At 70.9% G+C, this 16,302-nt stretch carries 18 protein-coding genes; 7 read left to right on the top strand and 11 right to left on the bottom strand.

Annotated elements, in window-relative coordinates; translation table 11 throughout:
* Positions 1-203: 203 nt before the first annotated feature.
* Both TR50_RS11895 and TR50_RS11890 read right to left on the bottom strand, forming a co-directional pair.
* A complete protein-coding gene (locus TR50_RS11895) occupies positions 204-1,421 on the bottom strand; it encodes an ROK family protein (protein WP_052440934.1) in 1,218 nt (405 codons plus the stop codon).
* Between the two features lie 154 nt (positions 1,422-1,575).
* A complete protein-coding gene (locus TR50_RS11890) occupies positions 1,576-2,583 on the bottom strand; it encodes a DUF2637 domain-containing protein (RefSeq protein WP_042419095.1) in 1,008 nt (335 codons plus the stop codon).
* 186 nt (positions 2,584-2,769) lie between these two features.
* On the opposite strand from TR50_RS11890, the gene TR50_RS11885 reads away from it, so the two are divergent.
* On the top strand, positions 2,770-3,504 hold the full coding sequence (locus tag TR50_RS11885; protein ID WP_052440933.1) for a Tellurium resistance: 735 nt from the start codon (positions 2,770-2,772) through the stop codon (positions 3,502-3,504).
* A 61-nt stretch (positions 3,505-3,565) separates the two neighbouring features.
* Here the strand turns inward: TR50_RS11885 and TR50_RS11880 are convergent, their stop codons facing one another.
* From TR50_RS11880 to TR50_RS11860, 5 genes are all read right to left on the bottom strand, one after another.
* Positions 3,566-4,297: a TerD family protein gene (locus TR50_RS11880; RefSeq protein ID WP_042419092.1), complete on the bottom strand. Its 732-nt coding sequence runs from the start codon at positions 4,295-4,297 to the stop codon at positions 3,566-3,568.
* Positions 4,298-4,360: 63 nt separating this feature from the next.
* Positions 4,361-4,867 carry a DUF4383 domain-containing protein gene (locus TR50_RS11875; protein ID WP_042419089.1) on the bottom strand — a complete coding sequence of 169 codons (507 nt, stop codon included), beginning with the start codon at positions 4,865-4,867 and terminating at the stop codon, positions 4,361-4,363.
* Between the two features lie 139 nt (positions 4,868-5,006).
* On the bottom strand, positions 5,007-5,228 hold the full coding sequence (locus TR50_RS11870) for an FmdB family zinc ribbon protein (protein WP_042419086.1): 222 nt from the start codon (positions 5,226-5,228) through the stop codon (positions 5,007-5,009).
* Between the two features lie 138 nt (positions 5,229-5,366).
* Complete coding sequence (locus TR50_RS11865) at positions 5,367-5,756, bottom strand: transaldolase family protein (protein WP_042419083.1); 390 nt, start codon at positions 5,754-5,756, stop codon at positions 5,367-5,369.
* Between the two features lie 110 nt (positions 5,757-5,866).
* Entirely contained in the window at positions 5,867-6,955 is a 1,089-nt protein-coding gene (locus TR50_RS11860) for a carboxylate-amine ligase (RefSeq protein WP_042419079.1), read from the bottom strand.
* Between the two features lie 229 nt (positions 6,956-7,184).
* Between TR50_RS11860 and TR50_RS47890 the strand changes: the two genes are divergently transcribed.
* Both TR50_RS47890 and TR50_RS11850 read left to right on the top strand, forming a co-directional pair.
* A complete protein-coding gene (locus tag TR50_RS47890; protein ID WP_052440932.1) occupies positions 7,185-7,973 on the top strand; it encodes a DUF6328 family protein in 789 nt (262 codons plus the stop codon).
* Positions 7,974-8,120: 147 nt separating this feature from the next.
* The gene (locus TR50_RS11850) at positions 8,121-8,471 is read left to right on the top strand and encodes a DUF6343 family protein (RefSeq protein ID WP_042419076.1); all 351 of its coding nucleotides are present in this window, start codon (positions 8,121-8,123) and stop codon (positions 8,469-8,471) included.
* Between the two features lie 154 nt (positions 8,472-8,625).
* Here TR50_RS11850 and TR50_RS11845 read toward each other — a convergent pair whose 3' ends face one another.
* Positions 8,626-8,925 carry a WhiB family transcriptional regulator gene (locus TR50_RS11845; protein ID WP_042419437.1) on the bottom strand — a complete coding sequence of 100 codons (300 nt, stop codon included), beginning with the start codon at positions 8,923-8,925 and terminating at the stop codon, positions 8,626-8,628.
* An 837-nt stretch (positions 8,926-9,762) separates the two neighbouring features.
* Here TR50_RS11845 and TR50_RS11835 point away from each other — a divergent pair.
* Both TR50_RS11835 and TR50_RS11830 read left to right on the top strand, forming a co-directional pair.
* Complete coding sequence (locus TR50_RS11835) at positions 9,763-10,974, top strand: FUSC family protein (RefSeq protein ID WP_042419071.1); 1,212 nt, start codon at positions 9,763-9,765, stop codon at positions 10,972-10,974.
* Between the two features lie 102 nt (positions 10,975-11,076).
* A complete protein-coding gene (locus TR50_RS11830; protein ID WP_236654383.1) occupies positions 11,077-11,934 on the top strand; it encodes a YhjD/YihY/BrkB family envelope integrity protein in 858 nt (285 codons plus the stop codon).
* A gap of 216 nt (positions 11,935-12,150) precedes the next feature.
* Here TR50_RS11830 and TR50_RS11825 read toward each other — a convergent pair whose 3' ends face one another.
* Positions 12,151-12,477 (bottom strand): hypothetical protein, encoded by a 327-nt coding sequence (locus tag TR50_RS11825; RefSeq protein ID WP_042419065.1) that lies wholly within the window; start codon positions 12,475-12,477, stop codon positions 12,151-12,153.
* A 265-nt stretch (positions 12,478-12,742) separates the two neighbouring features.
* Positions 12,743-13,054, bottom strand: coding sequence for a hypothetical protein (locus TR50_RS11820; RefSeq protein WP_174514828.1), 312 nt, complete (start codon positions 13,052-13,054; stop codon positions 12,743-12,745).
* Between the two features lie 190 nt (positions 13,055-13,244).
* Between TR50_RS11820 and TR50_RS11815 the strand changes: the two genes are divergently transcribed.
* Positions 13,245-13,730, top strand: coding sequence for a hypothetical protein (locus tag TR50_RS11815; protein ID WP_042419062.1), 486 nt, complete (start codon positions 13,245-13,247; stop codon positions 13,728-13,730).
* Between the two features lie 451 nt (positions 13,731-14,181).
* Positions 14,182-14,742 (top strand): tyrosine-type recombinase/integrase, encoded by a 561-nt coding sequence (locus tag TR50_RS50080; protein ID WP_084700147.1) that lies wholly within the window; start codon positions 14,182-14,184, stop codon positions 14,740-14,742.
* A 240-nt stretch (positions 14,743-14,982) separates the two neighbouring features.
* Here the strand turns inward: TR50_RS50080 and TR50_RS11810 are convergent, their stop codons facing one another.
* A complete protein-coding gene (locus TR50_RS11810; RefSeq protein WP_042419052.1) occupies positions 14,983-15,969 on the bottom strand; it encodes an HNH endonuclease in 987 nt (328 codons plus the stop codon).
* Between the last annotated feature and the right edge of the window lie 333 nt (positions 15,970-16,302).

Raw genomic sequence — 16,302 nt, 5'->3', positions numbered from 1 at the left:
CCCGAGGTCGGGCGTTGCCGCGTCTCAGGCACCGCCGCTTCCTGCGGGGGAGCAACGACCGCCCGGGGCGGTCGGAGTGCCTGCCGGGTGTCCGCGAAGCCGCGCCAGGCCGGGGCGCCCCGCGGGGCCGTCCCTTGGGCGCGGGCCGAGAACCGAGCAGCGGGCAGGGCTCGCCCGGGGTGAGCACTCCTGAGGCGGCAGCCTCAGGGGCGGCGGTGGCCTGCGGTGAAGCGGGGCGCGAGGATCTGCTCCAGCGCCTCGCGCGTCGCCACCGCGATCGCGCCCGTGAGGACCGCCGCCTCGCCCAGCGTGGAGACCTCGACCCGCGGCGGGTAGGGGACCCGGGAGGCGAGGCGCTCCGTGACACGGTCCAGCAGCAGGTCCGCGTTGAGGCCGATGCCGCCGCCCAGGATGGCGAGTTCGACGTCGACCACCGCCGCCACCGGGGCGAGGTAGCCGGCGATGCGCCGGGCCTCCTCGTCGACCGCGGCGACCGCGGCCTCGTCGCCCGAGCGTGCCAGCGCGAACAGCTCCTCCGTGGAGGCCGGCGCCGAGCCGGACGGGAAGAGCCGTGCCGCGCACCGCAGCAGCGCCCCCGCGCAGGGGTCCTTGCGCTCGATCTCGTCCTCGGCGAAGACGTTGTCCAACTCCCCGGCCGCCCCCGCGAAGCCGCGGTGCAGTTCGCCGCGCAGGACCAGTCCCGCGCCCACGCCGGTGCCGACGGAGAGGAAGCAGAAGCTCGCCGCGTCCCGGCCCCGTCCGGACCGCTGCTCGCCCAGGGCGGCCAGGTGGATGTCGTTCTCGAGCGTGACCGGGCAGCCGAGCGCCTCGCCGAACCGCTCGCGGGCCGGGAAGCCGTCCAGCGCGGGGATGTTGAGCGCCTGCCAGATGCGGCCCTCGCGCAGGTCCACCACGCCGGGCACGCCGATCGCGGCGTGCTGGATCAGGTCGGGCCGGATTCCGGCGCTCTCGCGGAGCCGCCGGGCCAGTGTCGCCGCGGCCTCGACGATGCGCGGAGCGTCCAGCCCGGCCACGTCGGCGTCCTCGCGGGCGAGTTGGCGGCCCTCCAGATCGGCGACCGCGCCGCGCAGGCGGCGCGCGCCGACGTCGAGCGCCAGCACGTGCGCCGCCTGGGGGCGCGGGGCGAAGAAGAGCGCGCCGTAGGTGGGGCCGGAGTTCTGCTCGTCGCGTTCCGTCTCGGTGACCAGGCCCAGGTCCAGCAGGTCCTGGAGCAGCGCGGAGACCGTGGGTTTGGAGATCCCGGTCTGCCGGGCCACCTCGGCGCGGGAGATGGGCGCCTGCGCGCGGATCATGTCGAAGACCGTGCGGAGATTGATCTCGCGCAGTGTTGCGGAGGTCGCCGGCTTGGACGGGCCGGACGGCACGGCGGGCCCCGAGGGGCCGGACGGGGTGGCGAGCATGGTCAACACTGTACGGTCTGGCCAGGCACGTCAGCCGGGGAGCCCGGGACCTGCACAGACGGCTCAGGGCCGGGTCCGGGGCGAACCGGGCGCAATCGTCCCAGTCCGACCGCGGACCCGGCCCCGGATCCCGTCGAGGTGGCCGCCCGAAGGCTCAGCCGAACTGCTGCTCGAGGTCCTTCAGCTTGCGGTCCAGCGAGTCGAGCCGCGACATCGTCGAGTCCTCGTCCTCCTCGCGGCCGCCCGACGCCTGCGCGGCACCCGTCAGGGCGCTCGCGCTGCGGCGGCGCGGCAGGACGCCGCGCGGCGCGGCCGGCTCCAACGCGGAGGCCGCCGAGCCCTCGGCGGTGGCCGAGGCGTCCAGCGTCGTCAGCTCCTTGATCGGCGCCGAACGCGCTATCGCCTTCAGCTCCGCCCGCTCGCGCCGGTCCGCGCTGCGCTGGGCGGCGGCTGCCGCCTCGCGCTGGCGCTTGTCCTCACGGACCTCGTCGACCGCCTCGTCCAGGCTGCGCACGTTCTCCAGCAGCATCAGCGACCACGCCTTGTAGGTCTCGACGGGCGCGCGCAGCCAGCGGACCATGCGGATCTGCGGCAGCGGACGCGGGACCAGGCCCTGCTCGCGCAGCGCGGCGCGACGCGTCTGCTTCAGGGCGCGGTCGAAGAGGACGGCGGCGGAGAGGGACATGCCCGCGAAGAACTGCGGCGCGCCGTTGTGGTCGCCGCCGCGCGGCGCGTGCACGAAGTTGAACCAGGCGGACGCGCCGGCGAAGAGCCACACCAGCAGACGCGAACCGGTCGCGGCGTCACCGTGGCTGGCCTCGCGCACCGCGAGGACGGAACAGAACATGGCCGCGCCGTCCAGGCCGAACGGAACCAGGTACTCCCAACCGCCGCTCAGGCCCAGGTTCTGGCGGCCGAAGCCGACCAGGCCGTGGAAGGAGAGCGCGGCGGCCACGGCGGCGCAGACGAACAGCAGTACATAGGACGCGGCCCCGTAGACGGCCTCCTTGCGGCGGCGACGCTCCTCGCTGCGCTCCCAGGAGTCCTCGGTGGCGGCGTGCTTGGGCTTCTTCGTGCGCAGCAGGCTCATGACGACGAGGACGACGAGCGCTAGAGCGCATCCGACGACCAGCCAGACCAGTTGTATGGAGGAGAGGTTCATACGGGGACGCCTCGGCTTGGGTGTGTGGCAGGAGACTCCGTATCGTACGCGTGAGCAAGCTGTGTTATCGACCGGGTCGTGTCAAGACCCGTCAATTACCCGCCGACCGCCTACCCTGCCCCGCATGCGGTGCGGTCCTGCGGGTATACCCGCAGGTGAACCGGGTGGATTGAGGGGGCGGTTGGAATGGCCGGACTGTTGGACCTGCTGCGCAGGGCCGACCGTGGTCTGGATGCCGGCATCGAGCGGATCACTCTGGACCGCAAGCGCCGCACCTACTCCCTCACCGAACAAGGTGCGCTTTCCGGCACGATGCAGGTCAATCTGCACTGGACCGCCCGCGAGTTCGAGGCCCCCCGCAAGAGCGCCCGGGAGCAGGTGCGGGCCCTGCTGAACCCGAACCCGTTCCGACCGGTGACTCTCGGTCAGTCCGGGACCGAACCACTGGCCGTCGACCTCGACCTGGGCTGCCTGTACGAGATGACGGACGGCAGCAAGGGTGTGATCCAGCCGCTCGGCCCGTACATGGGCGACCTGCAGCACGCCCCGTTCATCCGGCTCAGCCGCGACGACCGCTCGGGCGCGCCGACCGGCGAGATGATGTACATCGATATGGACAAGCGCGAGCAGTTCAAGCGGCTGCTCATCTTCGTCTACATCTACGACGACACCCCCGCCTTCGACCGCACCCACGCCGTCGTGACGCTCTTCCCGACGTCCGGCCCGCGCATCGAGGTCCGCCTGGACGAGCGGGCGGCGCAGGCCCGCTCGTGCGCGGTGATGCTGATGGAGAACAAGGGCGGGGGAGAGTTCCTGATCACCCGTGAGGTCCGCTACGTCTACGGCTTCCAGGCGGAGCTGGACCGGCTCTACGGGTGGGGCCTGCAGTGGCAGCGCGGATTCAAGCCGGCGGGAGCGTGAGGCGCGCCGGCTTGTCGCCGCGCCGCGTGGCGCCGCCGTGGCCTGACGTGGCACCCGCGCGTCACGGGTGCAGGAACTGCGGACCCTGCGGGGGCAACTGGAACCCGTCCGGCTCCGGCAGCAGCTGCTCCAGCGAGGGCTCCTGCTGCACCGGCGGCACCGGCGGCACCGAGGCTACCGGCGGCAACGCCGGAGGCGTCGGCGGGACCGGTTGCTCGACGGGAGCCTCCGGCTCCTCGTCCTCCTCCTCGACGGTGACGCCGAAGTCCTGCGCCAGACCGCCCAGACCCGACGGGTAGCCGTGGCCGATGGCGCGGAACTTCCACCCGCCCGAGCGCCGGTAGAGCTCGCCGCAGAGCAGCGCGGCGCATCCGCGCACCTCGAAGAGGTCGAACCGGGTCAGCGCGGCCGCTCCGGGGCCGCCCGCGATGTCGAAGAGCAGCAGTTGCAGGCCGCCGACGGCGGCGAAGTCCTGGCCGTCGCCGACGCTGGCGCCGAGCACGACGCGGTCCACCCAGCCCGGCAGCCGGTCCAGGTCCACGTCGAGGGTGTCGCTGGCCTCGCCGGGCCGTCGCGCCTTGGCCCGGTGGCGGACCAGCCCGCTGGGGTGCCGCGGCTGGTTGTAGAAGACGAAGTCGGCGTCCTCGCGGACGCGGCCCGAAGCGGTCAGCAGCAGGGCCGACACGTCCACGTCCGGCGTGCCGGGCAGCAGCTGCCAGCGCAGCACCACCCGAACCGCCGCCGCTTCGGCGGGGAGCTGCGCGTTGGAGCCCTTGGGCATGACCTCGGTCATGCCCCTCATCCTGCCGTACCCACGCGCGGCGGCGGAACCGGCCGTCGACCTTCGGGCGACCCGTCAGCCGTGCGGCAGCGCACGCGGCGGGAGCGGGTTCGCCTTGGCGGCCTCGGGGTGCCGGTTGCGCCAGTAGGGGTTGTCGCTCGGCAGGTGCAGCGTCACCCGCCCGTACATGCCGAAGAGCAGTAGGGCCAACCCGACCGCGAAGCTGAAGATGATGTTCCGCATGCGGAAGTTCAGGATGTTGTTCGGACCGTCGATCAGCCCGAGGTTCACCCAGCCGCTGATGATGAAGAGGATGCCCACGGCGATGTTGAGCGTCGACGCGAAGTTCCCGCCGACCGCCGCGCCGCCCACCAGCAGGGCGCCGAACAGCACCGAGAGCAGACTCAGCGCGCCGTTGCTGGTCATACCCGCGACGTGGTCGCCGGTCGTGGAGAAGAACCCGACGTTGTTGGTGAAGCCGAGGATGCCGAAGACGATCAGGAACAGGCCGATGGCCCCGGCGCTGTACCGGTAGACCTGGCCCAGCCGGTGGTCCACCGGCAAGTGATCCTGGAGTTTCATGGCCGCCTCCCTGGGGTGCGCGTGGGCGGTGACGGCGTTCCGGCTTCCATCGTCCGACCCGTCCCGACCCCGTGCAACACCCGGGAGGCCGCGTGGAAACCCGCCCGTCGGGCTCGTTCCACGCGGCGGCTACCCCCGGTCAGCCGCAGCAACCGCCTCCGCAGCAACCGCCGCCGCCACCGGCGGCCTGCGGCGCGCCGCCGCCCGCGCCCGCGGTGCCGGTCACCGCGACCATCGACATCAGCTTCACGACGTCGTCGTGGCCGGTCGGGCACACCGTGGGCGCGTTGGCCTGCGACATCGGCCGGTTCAGCTCGAACGTGGCGCCGCAGGTGCGGCAGCGGTAGTCATAGCGAGGCATGTCGCACATCCTCTCACCCGACCCCGACCACCGGTAGCGCGCGACCGGCCCGGGCGGCAGCGAAGCCCCTGGTTGGCGGGGGGACTCCCTCCAGACAGCGGTACTCCGTCGCGCGCCCGACTCGGCAGGATGAGCCGATCACTCGACATGAGCGAGCGATGGAGGCCCCGACCGTGGGGGGACGGCCGGGGCCTCGTCCATCTCCTCGGTGCCGAGCGGATGAGGGAACGAACGGGGATCAGGCGGCGCGGTCGCGCCGGACCCCCTCCACCCCCTCCAGCCCCGGGGCGTCGGGGCGCACGGCGAGCGCAGGGCGAGCGCACGGCTCAGTTCGTCCCGGCCGGCTTCGAACTTCGCGACGCCCTCCTCCTCGAGCACCCGGACGACGTCGTCGTACGACACTCCGACGGCGGCCAGGTCGCGCAGGACCCTGTGCGCCTCGTCGTAGCCCTGGCGCAGGTCGGACACCGGCACGCTCCCGTGGTCGTCGACCGCCTCCAGCGTCGCCTCCGGCATGGTGTCGACCACGCCCGGGGCTCTCGCCCTCGGCTGGTGCTTCGGTTCGGCTGGTCCCTCGGCTGGTGGGGTGCTTCGGGTTCGGGTGGAGTTCCGGTCCGGGTGGGTTCCGGTCGGCCCGCTCACCAGTCACACGTGATCATCTTGAGGACGCCGGGCATGCCGTGGTCCTCGAAGACGGCGCGCTGCCGTTCGGCAGGGGTGCCGATGCGCAGCAGCCGTTCGACACCCCGCTCGACCGTCGCGCGGTCGCCGGCTTCGGCGAGGGCGGGGGCGACGCGCTCCACGAGCTCGCCCACCACGGCCCCGGCCTCGCGCTGCCGCCCGCCGCGCGGGTCGTACAGCGTCCCGGTGAGCCCGTACCGGGCCGCCCACCAGGTGTTGGCGGCCAGCAGCTCGGGGGCGTCCACGGGCGGCGGCACGCCGTCGCGTGCGTCGTGCAGGGCCCGGACGACGAGCGCGCGGATCAAGCCCACGTACAGCACCGCGTCGCACGGACTCGGCTGCACGTCGAGGACCCGGACCTCGACGGTCGGATAGCGCTCCGACGGCCGTGCGTGCCAGTAGAGCTGCCGCCGGTCGGCGATGACGCCCGCGCGCAGGAGGCTCCGGACCCGCCGTTCGTACGCCGCGGCGTCCGCGAAGGCGGGCGGAGGCCCGCTCACCGGCCACCGGCCGAAATGCAGCGTGCGCCAGCTCGCGTACCCGGTGTCCCGGCCGTCCCACAGCGGGGAGTTGGCACCCATCGCCGCCAGCACCGGCAGCCAGGGCCGCAGCCGCGTCACGACGGCCACCGCGCACTCGCGGTCGGGCACCCCGACGTGCACGTGCATGCCGGTGATCAGCTGCTCGTCGACGAGCACCCGCGCCCGGGAACGCATCGCGGCGTAGCGGGCGCCGTCCGACACCGGTACGACGGCGTCGCCGCGCGTGGGCGCGGCACCGGTCGCCGCGACATCGCACCCCACCTTCCGCGCCGCGGTCCGTACCGCCGCCCGCAGCCGGCACAGCTGCGAGCCGACCTCGTCGACGGTGTCGCACACGGGCGTGGAGATCTCGATCTGAGCCTTCAGCAGCTCCGGACCGACCTCCCCGGCGGCCACGCCGGGCAGCGCCGAGGCGACGGGCCGCACGCGCGGGCACTCCGCCGTCGGCAGGCCGGTCACGGAGTCGAGCAGCAGGTACTCCTCCTCGACACCGATGGTCACCATAACCGTCGTCTACCCGCAGCAACCTGGCGAAACCGACGCGAACGCATAGGAAGCAGCAGAAATCATCCAAGTCCGATGAAACCGAATCATCCGAATCCACCGGGCTGCCAGTCGGGGCTGCCACTCGGGTGGGCCACGGGTTTGCAGGCACCCCGGCCGGTTATGCGCGAGCAGGGGCCGAGCGGAGTGCCGAGTGCCGAGTGCCGAGTGCAGAGAGCGGAGAGCGGCGATGACCAGGCGGCCAGGAGGCCGACACGAGAGCGTCGAGGAGTCGGCGGACCGCCGCTGGACGGACCTCGTCCAGGAGGTCCGCATCGCCCAGACCGGCGCCCAGATCATGTTCGGGTTCCTGCTGTCCGTCGCCTTCACGGACCGCTTCGCCCGGCTCCACGGCTTCGACCGGTCCCTCTACGAGACGGTCGTCGTCCTCGGCGCGGTCGCCACCGGCACGCTGATCGCCCCGGTCACCTACCACCGCATCCTCGCCGGGCAGCACGTCAAGCCCCGGATGGTGCGCGCCGTCAGCCGCCTCGTCGGCCTGGGCGTGACTCTGCTCGCGCTGGCGATCGGCTGCGCCCTGCTGCTGCTCATGCGGGTCGCCGGACTCGGCTGGGGCGCGTGGCTCGTCGCCGGCCTGGTACTGACGTGGTTCGGGCTGTGCTGGGTGGCGCTGCCCCTCTTCGTACGCCGCCACCGCGACACCCGGGCGGATGCCCGTTCGGGTGTGCGCCTCGACGCCAGCACGGATGCACACGTGAATGCCCGCCCGGACCTCCGCTCGACGCCCGGCGCCGGACCGCACAGCGCCGTCGGCGAACCGCGCAGCGGCGTGGACCCCTGGCACGTGGTGTGGCGGGACCGGGATCCGCGCAGCGCGCTGTGCGGTCGGGCGCTCGGGCCGGAAGACGGCCAGGCGCTCTCCCTCGCGGACCTGGACGAGGTGCCGCCGGAGGAGGTCTGCCAAGCCTGCTGGGCCCGCTACCTCGACCTTCAGCCGGACCGCCACATCGACGGTTGACGCGGGGTCCCGGTGGTGGAAACGGGCGAAGCGGGGGAATAACGCACACACCCGCCGAACCTGCCCCGAACGACCCTCCCTCACGGGTCACTCGTCCTCGCCCCGCACGCGTCCCCCGCACTCGTCCCCCGCTCGGAGGCCCCGCTCATGCCGCCCGCCGTCGTCCACCACCCCCACCCCGTGCGGGCGTGGCGGCTGCGCATGGCCGACCGCCGCTCGCAGGCGGCGGCGCGTCGCTGGCGGCACACCGGCGAGGAGGCTCGCTGGGCGCGCAGCGACCTCCGCGCACGCCGCCTCCTCGCCCGGGTGTTCGCGGTCCTCTTCGTCGCTGGCGCGGGCCTCTTCGGCTTCCTCGCCGTGGTGAATCCCGCCGCCGACGTGGGGTTCGACATCGCCACGGCCGCTGTCTGCGCGGTGTTCGCGCTGGTGGCGCTGGTGGATCTGACGGTCATCCGGCGAAGGATGAACGAACAACGCCGCTGGGGGCGCGAGCCGTGACGAGCCCTGGTGGCCGACCGCCTTGCGTTGTCGACTTACAGCCCTGTCGACCCGGCCTCTCCGTCCGTTCAGCCTGTCAGTCGGTTCAGCCTCTCAGTCGGTTCAGTCGGTCGGCCCTTCGCCAACCCCTCGCCAATCCCTGGCCTGCCCTTCCTCAGGCCGCCCGCGCCGCGCGCCTGCGGTGGCGCAGCAGATCGGCGCGTTCTTCCTCGGTGAGACCGCCCCAGACCCCGTAGGGCTCCCGAACGGCCAGCGCGTACGCCCGGCATGCTTCGAGCACCGGGCACGTGGAGCAGACCTGCTTCGCGGCCTGCTCCCTCGCCCGGGAGCCCTCGCCTCGTTCGCCGGTCGGGTGGAAGAACAAGCGCGGATCGAAGCGGGCGCACGCCGCACGGTCCTGCCACGACCAGGCCCAGCTCACTGAGCCGGGAAGTTTCGGCTTCTGGTGTCCCATCGACACCATCCCTCCCTCCAAGGCGGCCGCGTTCCGGGGCTGCGACCCGCCTGCCGGTGCCGCCGCTCGGCATCGGATGTCGGCGCGTCTAACCGGCGACCCCCGACCGCAAACCGTCCCGCCCGCGGGCGAGTCAGCCTCAGTCGGGTGGTTCCTCCGGGTTCGGCACGCCGGGCTCGCGGGGCCGGGGTGCGGACGGCTCGGACCGGCCAGGGGGCTGATCAGGCACGGGCGAGTCCGGGGAGCCTGGCGGCCTGGGCGGGTCCGGCGTCGTCGGCTCCTCGGGAGCGGGCGGCGGAACGGGCTCGTTCGGCCGTGGTGGCAGCGGCGCTTCGCCGGGCTCGGCAAGGGTGGGGACGGAGGTCATGGCGCACGTCATGGCGCGCTCCCTTCGCTTCGCGAGACCGCGGTCGCCCGCACGGCCCGCACGCTCGCGGTTGCTCGCGCTCCGGGCCCCGGGCCTCGGCACTCGGCACTCGGTCCTCGACTTCTCGGGCACTTCGAGCCGCGCCTGCCCCCTCTCGCGCTCGACACGCGCTCGACACACCCCAGTCCCAGCCGTCCCTCAGGGAGTGGAGTGGATGTTGTGGCGGACGCGTGAACCGTGCCGCGTCGCGTCGTATCCGCCCGGCCGTGCGGGCACGATGTCATTCCGAGGTCCGCGCTCCAGGGATGTCCGCGCGGGCTTCCGTGGGGCCCCGCCGGTTCGACTCGCCTCTTCCCGGCGGGGCCCGTCCCTTCCCGTTCCCTGCTCTCCCTCATCCTGCCCGGGGCCGCCCACGCCTCCGGACGGGTCGTCGGCGGGATCGGTCCGCACGTCCGGGGCATACGTAGGGGGTGTCCGGCATCCCGAGTGCGCTGAGCCGAGCCCGTCGTGACCCCGTCGTAGTCCAGACGCTGCGGGCCACCGTCGCGGCGACGCTGTCCTACGCGGTCGCGGAGCAGCTGAGCAATCAGCCGGCGCCGCTCACCGCCCCGCTCACGACGCTCCTCGTCGTCCAGGTGACCCTCTACTCGACGCTGACGACGAGCGTCCGACGGGTCGTCTCCGTGGTCGCCGGGGTGGTCCTCGCCATCGGCTTCAGCTCCGTCGTGGGGCTCTCCTGGTGGAGCCTCGGCCTGATCATCCTGGCCGCGCTGACGTTGGGCCAGTTCATCCGGGTGGGCGAGTTCGTCCAGGAAGTCGCGATCAGCGCGATGCTCGTACTCGGGGTCACCCAGCTCACCTCCCAGGCGTGGGACCGTGTGCTGGAGACCCTGATCGGAGCCGGCGTCGGGCTGGCCTTCAACCTGTTCCTCGCCCCGCCGGTGTGGGTGGAGAGCGCGGGGGAGTCGCTCGAGGACCTCGCACGCCGGGTCCGTCAGCTGCTGCTGCGGCTGGGGGAGGAGCTGGACAGCCCGATCCCCGTCGCCCGCGCGGCGGAGCGGCTGCACGAGGCGCGACGCCTGGACCAGTACATCGCCGAGGTCGACGCCGCCCTCCGCCAGGCGGAGGACAGCCTCCGTCTGAACCCGCGCATCAGCGAACCGCTGCTCTCCCGCGTAGTGCTCCGCACCGGGCTCGACACGCTGGAGATCTGCGTCGTGGTCGTGCGGGTCATCGCCCGTTCGCTGACGGACCTCGCCAAGCGGCGCAGCCACGACGAACCCCTCTTCGACACCGAGATCGCCGCGGGCCTGCGCGACGTGCTGGGACACCTCGGCGGCGCGCTCGTCAGCTTCGGCGTCCTGGTGACCACGCAGGTCAGCCGCGACGCGGAGGGCGCGGAGGAACGCCTCGCCGCCGAACTGCACGCCGCTTGGGCCAGCCGCGACCACGTGGCCGCACTCCTGCTGCGGCAGGTCCAGGACCACCCCCTCGCCTGGCAGCTCCACGGCGCGCTCCTGGCCGAGGTCGACCGCATCCTCGACGAGCTCGACCTGGAACACCGCACCACCCGCCTGATGGAGGAACTGGACCGCGGCAGCACCCTGCGCCACCGCCGCGCCACCGCCCTCGCCCGCCTCCGCCGCCTCGCCCGCGGCGAACCCTTCCGCTCCCGCCGCTGACGGGCGCGGTCCGGGGCAGACACCGGCGTGGCATTCCCCGCTGCCGGGCGCTCAACTGAAAGGGTTGCCGGGGCAGCAGGACAGTCCCCGGAGGCGTGCCGCATGGCTGATGACTCTGACGTGCCCCAGAACTCCGGTGACGAGCCGCCTGGCGGGCAGAGCTGGACACGCAGGCGGCTCACCCGCCTCCGCGGCGGCATGCTGGGCCGCTTCCTGCGAGCGGTCAGCGAACTGGACCTGATGCGGCGGTCCATGATCTTCGCAGCCCAGGGATTGGTCACCCTCCTCCCGCTGCTGCTCGTGGTCGCCGCCATCGACCCCTTCCGGGAGCGCGGCTTCTCCGACTGGCTCGCCGACGGCATGGACCTGAGCGCCCACAGCGCCACGCCTCTCGAGCAACTGTTCGCGGGTCAACACCAGGTGGCGACCACCACGGGCGCCCTGGGCCTGGCCCTCCTCGCCCTCTTCGGCATCGCCTTCGCGGCCGAGGTCCAGGCGGTCTACGAGAACGTCTGGCAGCTCCGACCATCCACTTGGCGCCGGATCTGGCGCCAGGCCATCTGGCTGGTCGTCCTCACCCTCTACCTCTCCGCCGAGGTGGAGAGCGGCGTGTGGCTCCGCCACGGCTACCTGGAAGCCCTCGAACGGATCGCCCTGCTCGGAGCCTCAGGCACGCTGTTCTTCTGGTGGGGCCAACGCTTCCTCCTCGGCGGCCGCATCACCTGGCGCGCCCTCCTCCCCGGCGCCCTGGCCACCCTCGTGGGGCTGGGCGGCCTGCGGATCTTCTCGGCCTACGTCTTCGACCCGATGATCGTCAGCAACGCCGAGTCCTACGGCGGCGTCGGCATCGTCCTGGTCGTGGAAACCTGGCTCATCGGCGTCGGATTCGTCTTCTACGCAGGCGCCCTGTTCGGCCGTCAACTCCACGAACGCCACGCCGCGCCCGCGGACCAGGGCTGAGCTCCGGACAGGTCCCTCCGGCACGCGAGTGGGACTCGGCGCCTCACGCTCCGCCGTACTCAAGGGATGGTGGGCACAGACGGATTTGAACCGCCGACATCTGCTTCCCGTCTGACCTGCGACCCTCTGAGCTGCGCTCTCACAGTGCGGGTTCCCGCGATTACCCGCTGGGCGCCCGCCGTCCTGGCACGGTTCTGGCACGCGCCCGGGGCAACCTCAGGACTTGAGGTCTTGCCGACACATGGTGGGCCGCTGGAGAACCTCCACGTACACGATGCGATGATCCACGACATCCAGGATCAGCATGCCCGTGGAGGGGGACAGGGGAACACACCGGTGGCCAGCTCCGTACGGCTGTCCCTGTGGATGGTCCGAAGTCCGGATGCTCTGACAGAAGTCGTCACGGCAGCCGCACTCGCCGAACAAGCGCAGATCCCATGCGCAGATTGACAGTTCGCGTTCCCCTTCGTCCTCCAAGAGTGCCATCAGCTCACTGATGAGTTCCGGGAAGACGTCGCGTACTAGGGGGTGCTCCTGCTCCATGCTGCGAAGTTAGACAGGCCCCTGAGTGAGCGTCCACGGGATATCCGCAGGACCGCTCCGGTTGGGGAGCAGCAACGCTGACCCCCTCGATGCGAAGTACCGGCAGTTCGGTCGCTGAGGTCTCCCGTCCTGGTCAATGACGTTTCCGGGGTTGGGATCGGTCGGCTGCGGTCGACACGGTTGCTGTACCTCCGTGCGGTACATCTGCCGTGCGCTGCTCACACTGAACCGGCTGCATGTCATGACTGTTTGGACGGGCCTGCGATCAATCGTCGGTGATGGGGAACATGTCTGCGTAAGGGTCCGGCTCGCCTGTCATCGGATCCAGTCCCGCGACCATGCGTCGCCGCTGTTCGCGCCAGCTGACGAACGGTGCCGTTCGCTTCCACAGCGAGGCATTCCCGAGGGGGCAATCGTCGAACTGGCCGAGCATCATGCGAGTGATGAACTGGACCATGCCGCAGTCGAACATAGCCCAGTGTGATTCGCCGTAGCTCACGTGCCGTCTGCACGCGACGACAGGCCACATGTCCGGATCCTCATCCGTCATGAGCCACGCCATCTCATTGGCGTTCATTCCCGAGCCCCACGGCAGCACAGCCTCAGCGAATGAGACACCAGGAACGCCCCCCCAACTCGGCCCGAGTCAGCGCAGGCCGGCAACCTGGGTCCCGGTGGCTCCCCCGGGCTCTCCCTCCCGTCCCGCCCCGTCTGGCGCGGTTCTGGCGCTGTACGCTCGGCGACGCGCAGATGCTTCGGAGGGCTTCATGTCATCGCTCGACGACCTTCGTTCGATCCTGGGAGATCCGCTTGCACTCGACCCGGACTCGGACTCCATCTGGAGCGAGATCGAAGCCGACCTGTCAGCCACCGTTCCGGACGATGCCCGAGACTTCCTGAACGCTTACGGCGGGCTCATGATCGAGGGCTTCTTGGCCATCCACCACCCCGGGGCACTCCTGGATGTGCACCAAGACTTCGGGCCGCAGATCATACGCAACAGGCGAATCCCGGACCCCCTGCTGCCCTCCCCAGGAGGCATGCTGATCTGGGGGAACACCGTGGATGCGGACCAGCTTTTCCTGGTGCAGCGCTCGGGAGGGTGGCGCGTGGCTGCGTGGTGCCGGCAATGGGTCGAGTGGTACGAGACGGAGCTCAGCCTGCCGGCGTGGATCTCCCACGCGCTATCGCCGGAGCAGAACGTCCAGTGGCTGCCCGAGTGGGAGTTCCCGCTGTCGGTAGAGGAGCTTTAGCCAGCCCATCGCCTGCTGTCCGCGTTCCCAGCCCCTACGGGCGCACAGGGGCATGCCTGCGGCTCCTGGGTGTCAGTCGTACTCGATACCGTCCAGGTGCGCGGTCGGCAACGAGGCATCCAGCTCTGTAGTGCAGCTGCATCCCTGGTTCTGTCCGGGGGCGGCCCGATAGTCATGCTCGGGACCTAACCGACGACCAGGCTTCGTCGATGGCCAAGAGTGCAGCCTGTCTGTGCCGGCCGCGCACTCTGACCCCCCTCGCTGAGGACTACCGGCAGTTCGGTCGCTGAGGTCTCCCGTCCAGGTCATCCATGCAGTCAGGGTCAGGGCCGGTCGGCTGCGGTCGACACAGTTGCTGTTCTTCTGTGCTGTACATCGGCCAGCGCCTCGCTCTGGCCAGCATGAACGATGAGCCAGTCGTCGGCACGTCTGACGAGCAGTGCGTACGGCCATGCGATTACTGCGGTCACCAGGTCGGCGTGGACTCAGTCGACGAATACGACTGCCCGGTCTGTGGCCAACCGGAGCAGAAGGGCTGTTGATCGCGTCAGCGACCGCCCCCTTGCGGGGGTTCGTACTTGGGTGGCTCGTCGTTGCGGCGGGCCACCTGCCGCCTGCCGCCGGGCGCACGGCGGCGGAGACGGTGGAACTGCTGCCGAGCATGACCGCGCGCCTGGAGCACTTCGTGGCTCCCGGCCCCGTGTCCCACGTTTTCACGGGCGCCCTGGGCGGGCAGTTTCGGCGGAGCAACTTCCACGAGGTGTGGGAACGGGATCGGAAGAAGGCGAAGATCAGCGAAGAGGTGCACTTCCACGATCTCCGCCAGACGGGGAACACCCCCGCGTCGAACGCCGGCGCCAGCACTCGGGAGCTCATGACCCGGATGGGTCACAGCAGCACCCGGGCTGTTGATCTATCAGCACATGACCGCCGGCCGGGATCGCGTCATCGCGGACAAGCTGGGGCAGATGATCAAAGAAGCCACGGAGGCCGGTCAGCCGCCCCCAAGTAGCACGTAGGTGGCACGCGGAGCCTCACGCCGATCATGGTGTGGGGCTCCGTTGCTGTTCAGAGCTGGTGGGCACAGACGGATTCGAACCGCCGACATCTGCTTTGTAAGCCTTCCCGGGTCGGATCTGGGCTGACCTGCGAATCTCTGACCTGCACGGAAGCCGCCCGTGTCCCCGTGACTACCCGCCGGTCCCTGCTGGACGCCCGCCGTCCTGGCACGCTAATGGCACGCGGTGGACGGCTACCAAGTGGCTGTGGTCGCCTCGAAGTGCTCCCGGAGCGCCGAGCGGTCCACGACGGCCTCCTCGGGAATGAGCAGCCTCGTACCGTGGAGCGCAATGTACTCGGCATATCCGCGGAGGCTGGGGGCGACGCTGACCACAAGTTCGGGGCTGATGGTCAGCAGGCCGTTGTCCAGGAGCCGGTGAATGTCCGCCCGCAGCATGAGGCCTTCCTCGACCCGGTGCTGCTCGGTCACAGCGAATGGACGGAGGTGGGCGGCTTCAAGCACCTCGGCCGGGGCTGGACCTGTGACGGCACAGACCATTCCGTACTGACCCACGAGCGCGCGCCGAAACGCGTCCTGGCCCCTCCGCGCCGCGGCCATGGATCGCCGCCGGCCGCCGGGTAGCTCTCTGGGGTGCCGCCGCTCGCGCGGTGTCTCTCGCCCATCGTCAGGAAGGCGGACGCCGCGAATGGCCAGAGCAGCCATCAGCTCCTCGTGGTCCATGGCCTTGATCGAGTGCTGGTCGGACTTGCTGAGGCTCAATTCAGCCAGCTGTACCTTGTCCAGGCAGCCTTCCAGAGCCTGCCAACTTCCGCCGTAGTGCGCTCGGTAACCGGTGACTTCGATGGTCTCAACATTGGCCACGTCAAACGCGGTCTTGCAGGGGCTGCACTTGTACCGAGGCAGCTCGGTCGTCCGCTCCTTGAAGCTCGTGCTGCCACAGTGCGGACAGCGGCTACGGATCTTGGACTGGTTGGGCAGTACCTCCAACTCCTCGATGTGGCCCGCCCCCAGGGCTTCCCGGCCGTTGCGAACAACGATCAGATCGCCCTGCGCGACTCGACGGTGATTCGCGACGGTGGAGTCGTAGCTGTAGGACTTCTCCACCACGTCGTCGTAGCCAGCGTTCCCCATGAACTGCCGTTCCTCGCCTGTGACGAGAAACGACCAGGCTTGGCCGCTCGTCCCAGCGGTCAGAGTCTCTATGCCCACCCCATTCATGCTGGGATCTTACGAGCGATGACTGACGCTCGGCTTGGGCATGGCGCCGTGCCGGCGGTTCCTCGGTCCGTGTGTGACTGCGCCCGACTTGCCTCCCACTTTGCCGAGTTGAAGGTTTCCGCAGCTCAGCAGGCACGATGGAGTATCACGGAGTCCGGTGAGCTTGTTACGTTCGGCCGCGTGTCGGAGATGTGGTCCCCAAGTGGTCCCTGGGGTGCGCCTCTCGATAGGCGCCGGCCCGTAGATCAGTCGACCGGCAATGGGGTCCGCCCCGGTCGCCAGTGCCACCAGGCGCACACCTCAATCACGGCGCTCGCCTGGCACAGGGGACCG

It is taken from the genome of Streptacidiphilus anmyonensis, from assembly GCF_000787855.1.
GTDB classification, from domain to species: Bacteria; Actinomycetota; Actinomycetes; order Streptomycetales; family Streptomycetaceae; genus Streptacidiphilus; species Streptacidiphilus anmyonensis.
Note: the sequence above shows the minus strand (reverse complement) of the source record. Positions and strands in the feature narration are given on the sequence as shown.

Coding starts and splice junctions, on each gene's coding strand:
- TR50_RS11815 (WP_042419062.1), top strand. CDS start 13,245: ATGTCATCGCTCGACGACCTTCGTTCGATCCTGGGAGATCCGCTTGCA.
- TR50_RS11870 (WP_042419086.1), bottom strand. CDS start 5,228: ATGCCTCGCTATGACTACCGCTGCCGCACCTGCGGCGCCACGTTCGAG.
- TR50_RS11820 (WP_174514828.1), bottom strand. CDS start 13,054: ATGAACGCCAATGAGATGGCGTGGCTCATGACGGATGAGGATCCGGAC.
- TR50_RS11860 (WP_042419079.1), bottom strand. CDS start 6,955: ATGGTGACCATCGGTGTCGAGGAGGAGTACCTGCTGCTCGACTCCGTG.
- TR50_RS11885 (WP_052440933.1), top strand. CDS start 2,770: ATGGCCGGACTGTTGGACCTGCTGCGCAGGGCCGACCGTGGTCTGGAT.
- TR50_RS47890 (WP_052440932.1), top strand. CDS start 7,185: ATGACCAGGCGGCCAGGAGGCCGACACGAGAGCGTCGAGGAGTCGGCG.
- TR50_RS11880 (WP_042419092.1), bottom strand. CDS start 4,297: ATGACCGAGGTCATGCCCAAGGGCTCCAACGCGCAGCTCCCCGCCGAA.
- TR50_RS11830 (WP_236654383.1), top strand. CDS start 11,077: ATGGCTGATGACTCTGACGTGCCCCAGAACTCCGGTGACGAGCCGCCT.
- TR50_RS11850 (WP_042419076.1), top strand. CDS start 8,121: ATGCCGCCCGCCGTCGTCCACCACCCCCACCCCGTGCGGGCGTGGCGG.
- TR50_RS11895 (WP_052440934.1), bottom strand. CDS start 1,421: ATGCTCGCCACCCCGTCCGGCCCCTCGGGGCCCGCCGTGCCGTCCGGC.
- TR50_RS11890 (WP_042419095.1), bottom strand. CDS start 2,583: ATGAACCTCTCCTCCATACAACTGGTCTGGCTGGTCGTCGGATGCGCT.
- TR50_RS50080 (WP_084700147.1), top strand. CDS start 14,182: ATGCGATTACTGCGGTCACCAGGTCGGCGTGGACTCAGTCGACGAATA.
- TR50_RS11875 (WP_042419089.1), bottom strand. CDS start 4,867: ATGAAACTCCAGGATCACTTGCCGGTGGACCACCGGCTGGGCCAGGTC.
- TR50_RS11845 (WP_042419437.1), bottom strand. CDS start 8,925: ATGGGACACCAGAAGCCGAAACTTCCCGGCTCAGTGAGCTGGGCCTGG.
- TR50_RS11810 (WP_042419052.1), bottom strand. CDS start 15,969: ATGAATGGGGTGGGCATAGAGACTCTGACCGCTGGGACGAGCGGCCAA.
- TR50_RS11825 (WP_042419065.1), bottom strand. CDS start 12,477: ATGGAGCAGGAGCACCCCCTAGTACGCGACGTCTTCCCGGAACTCATC.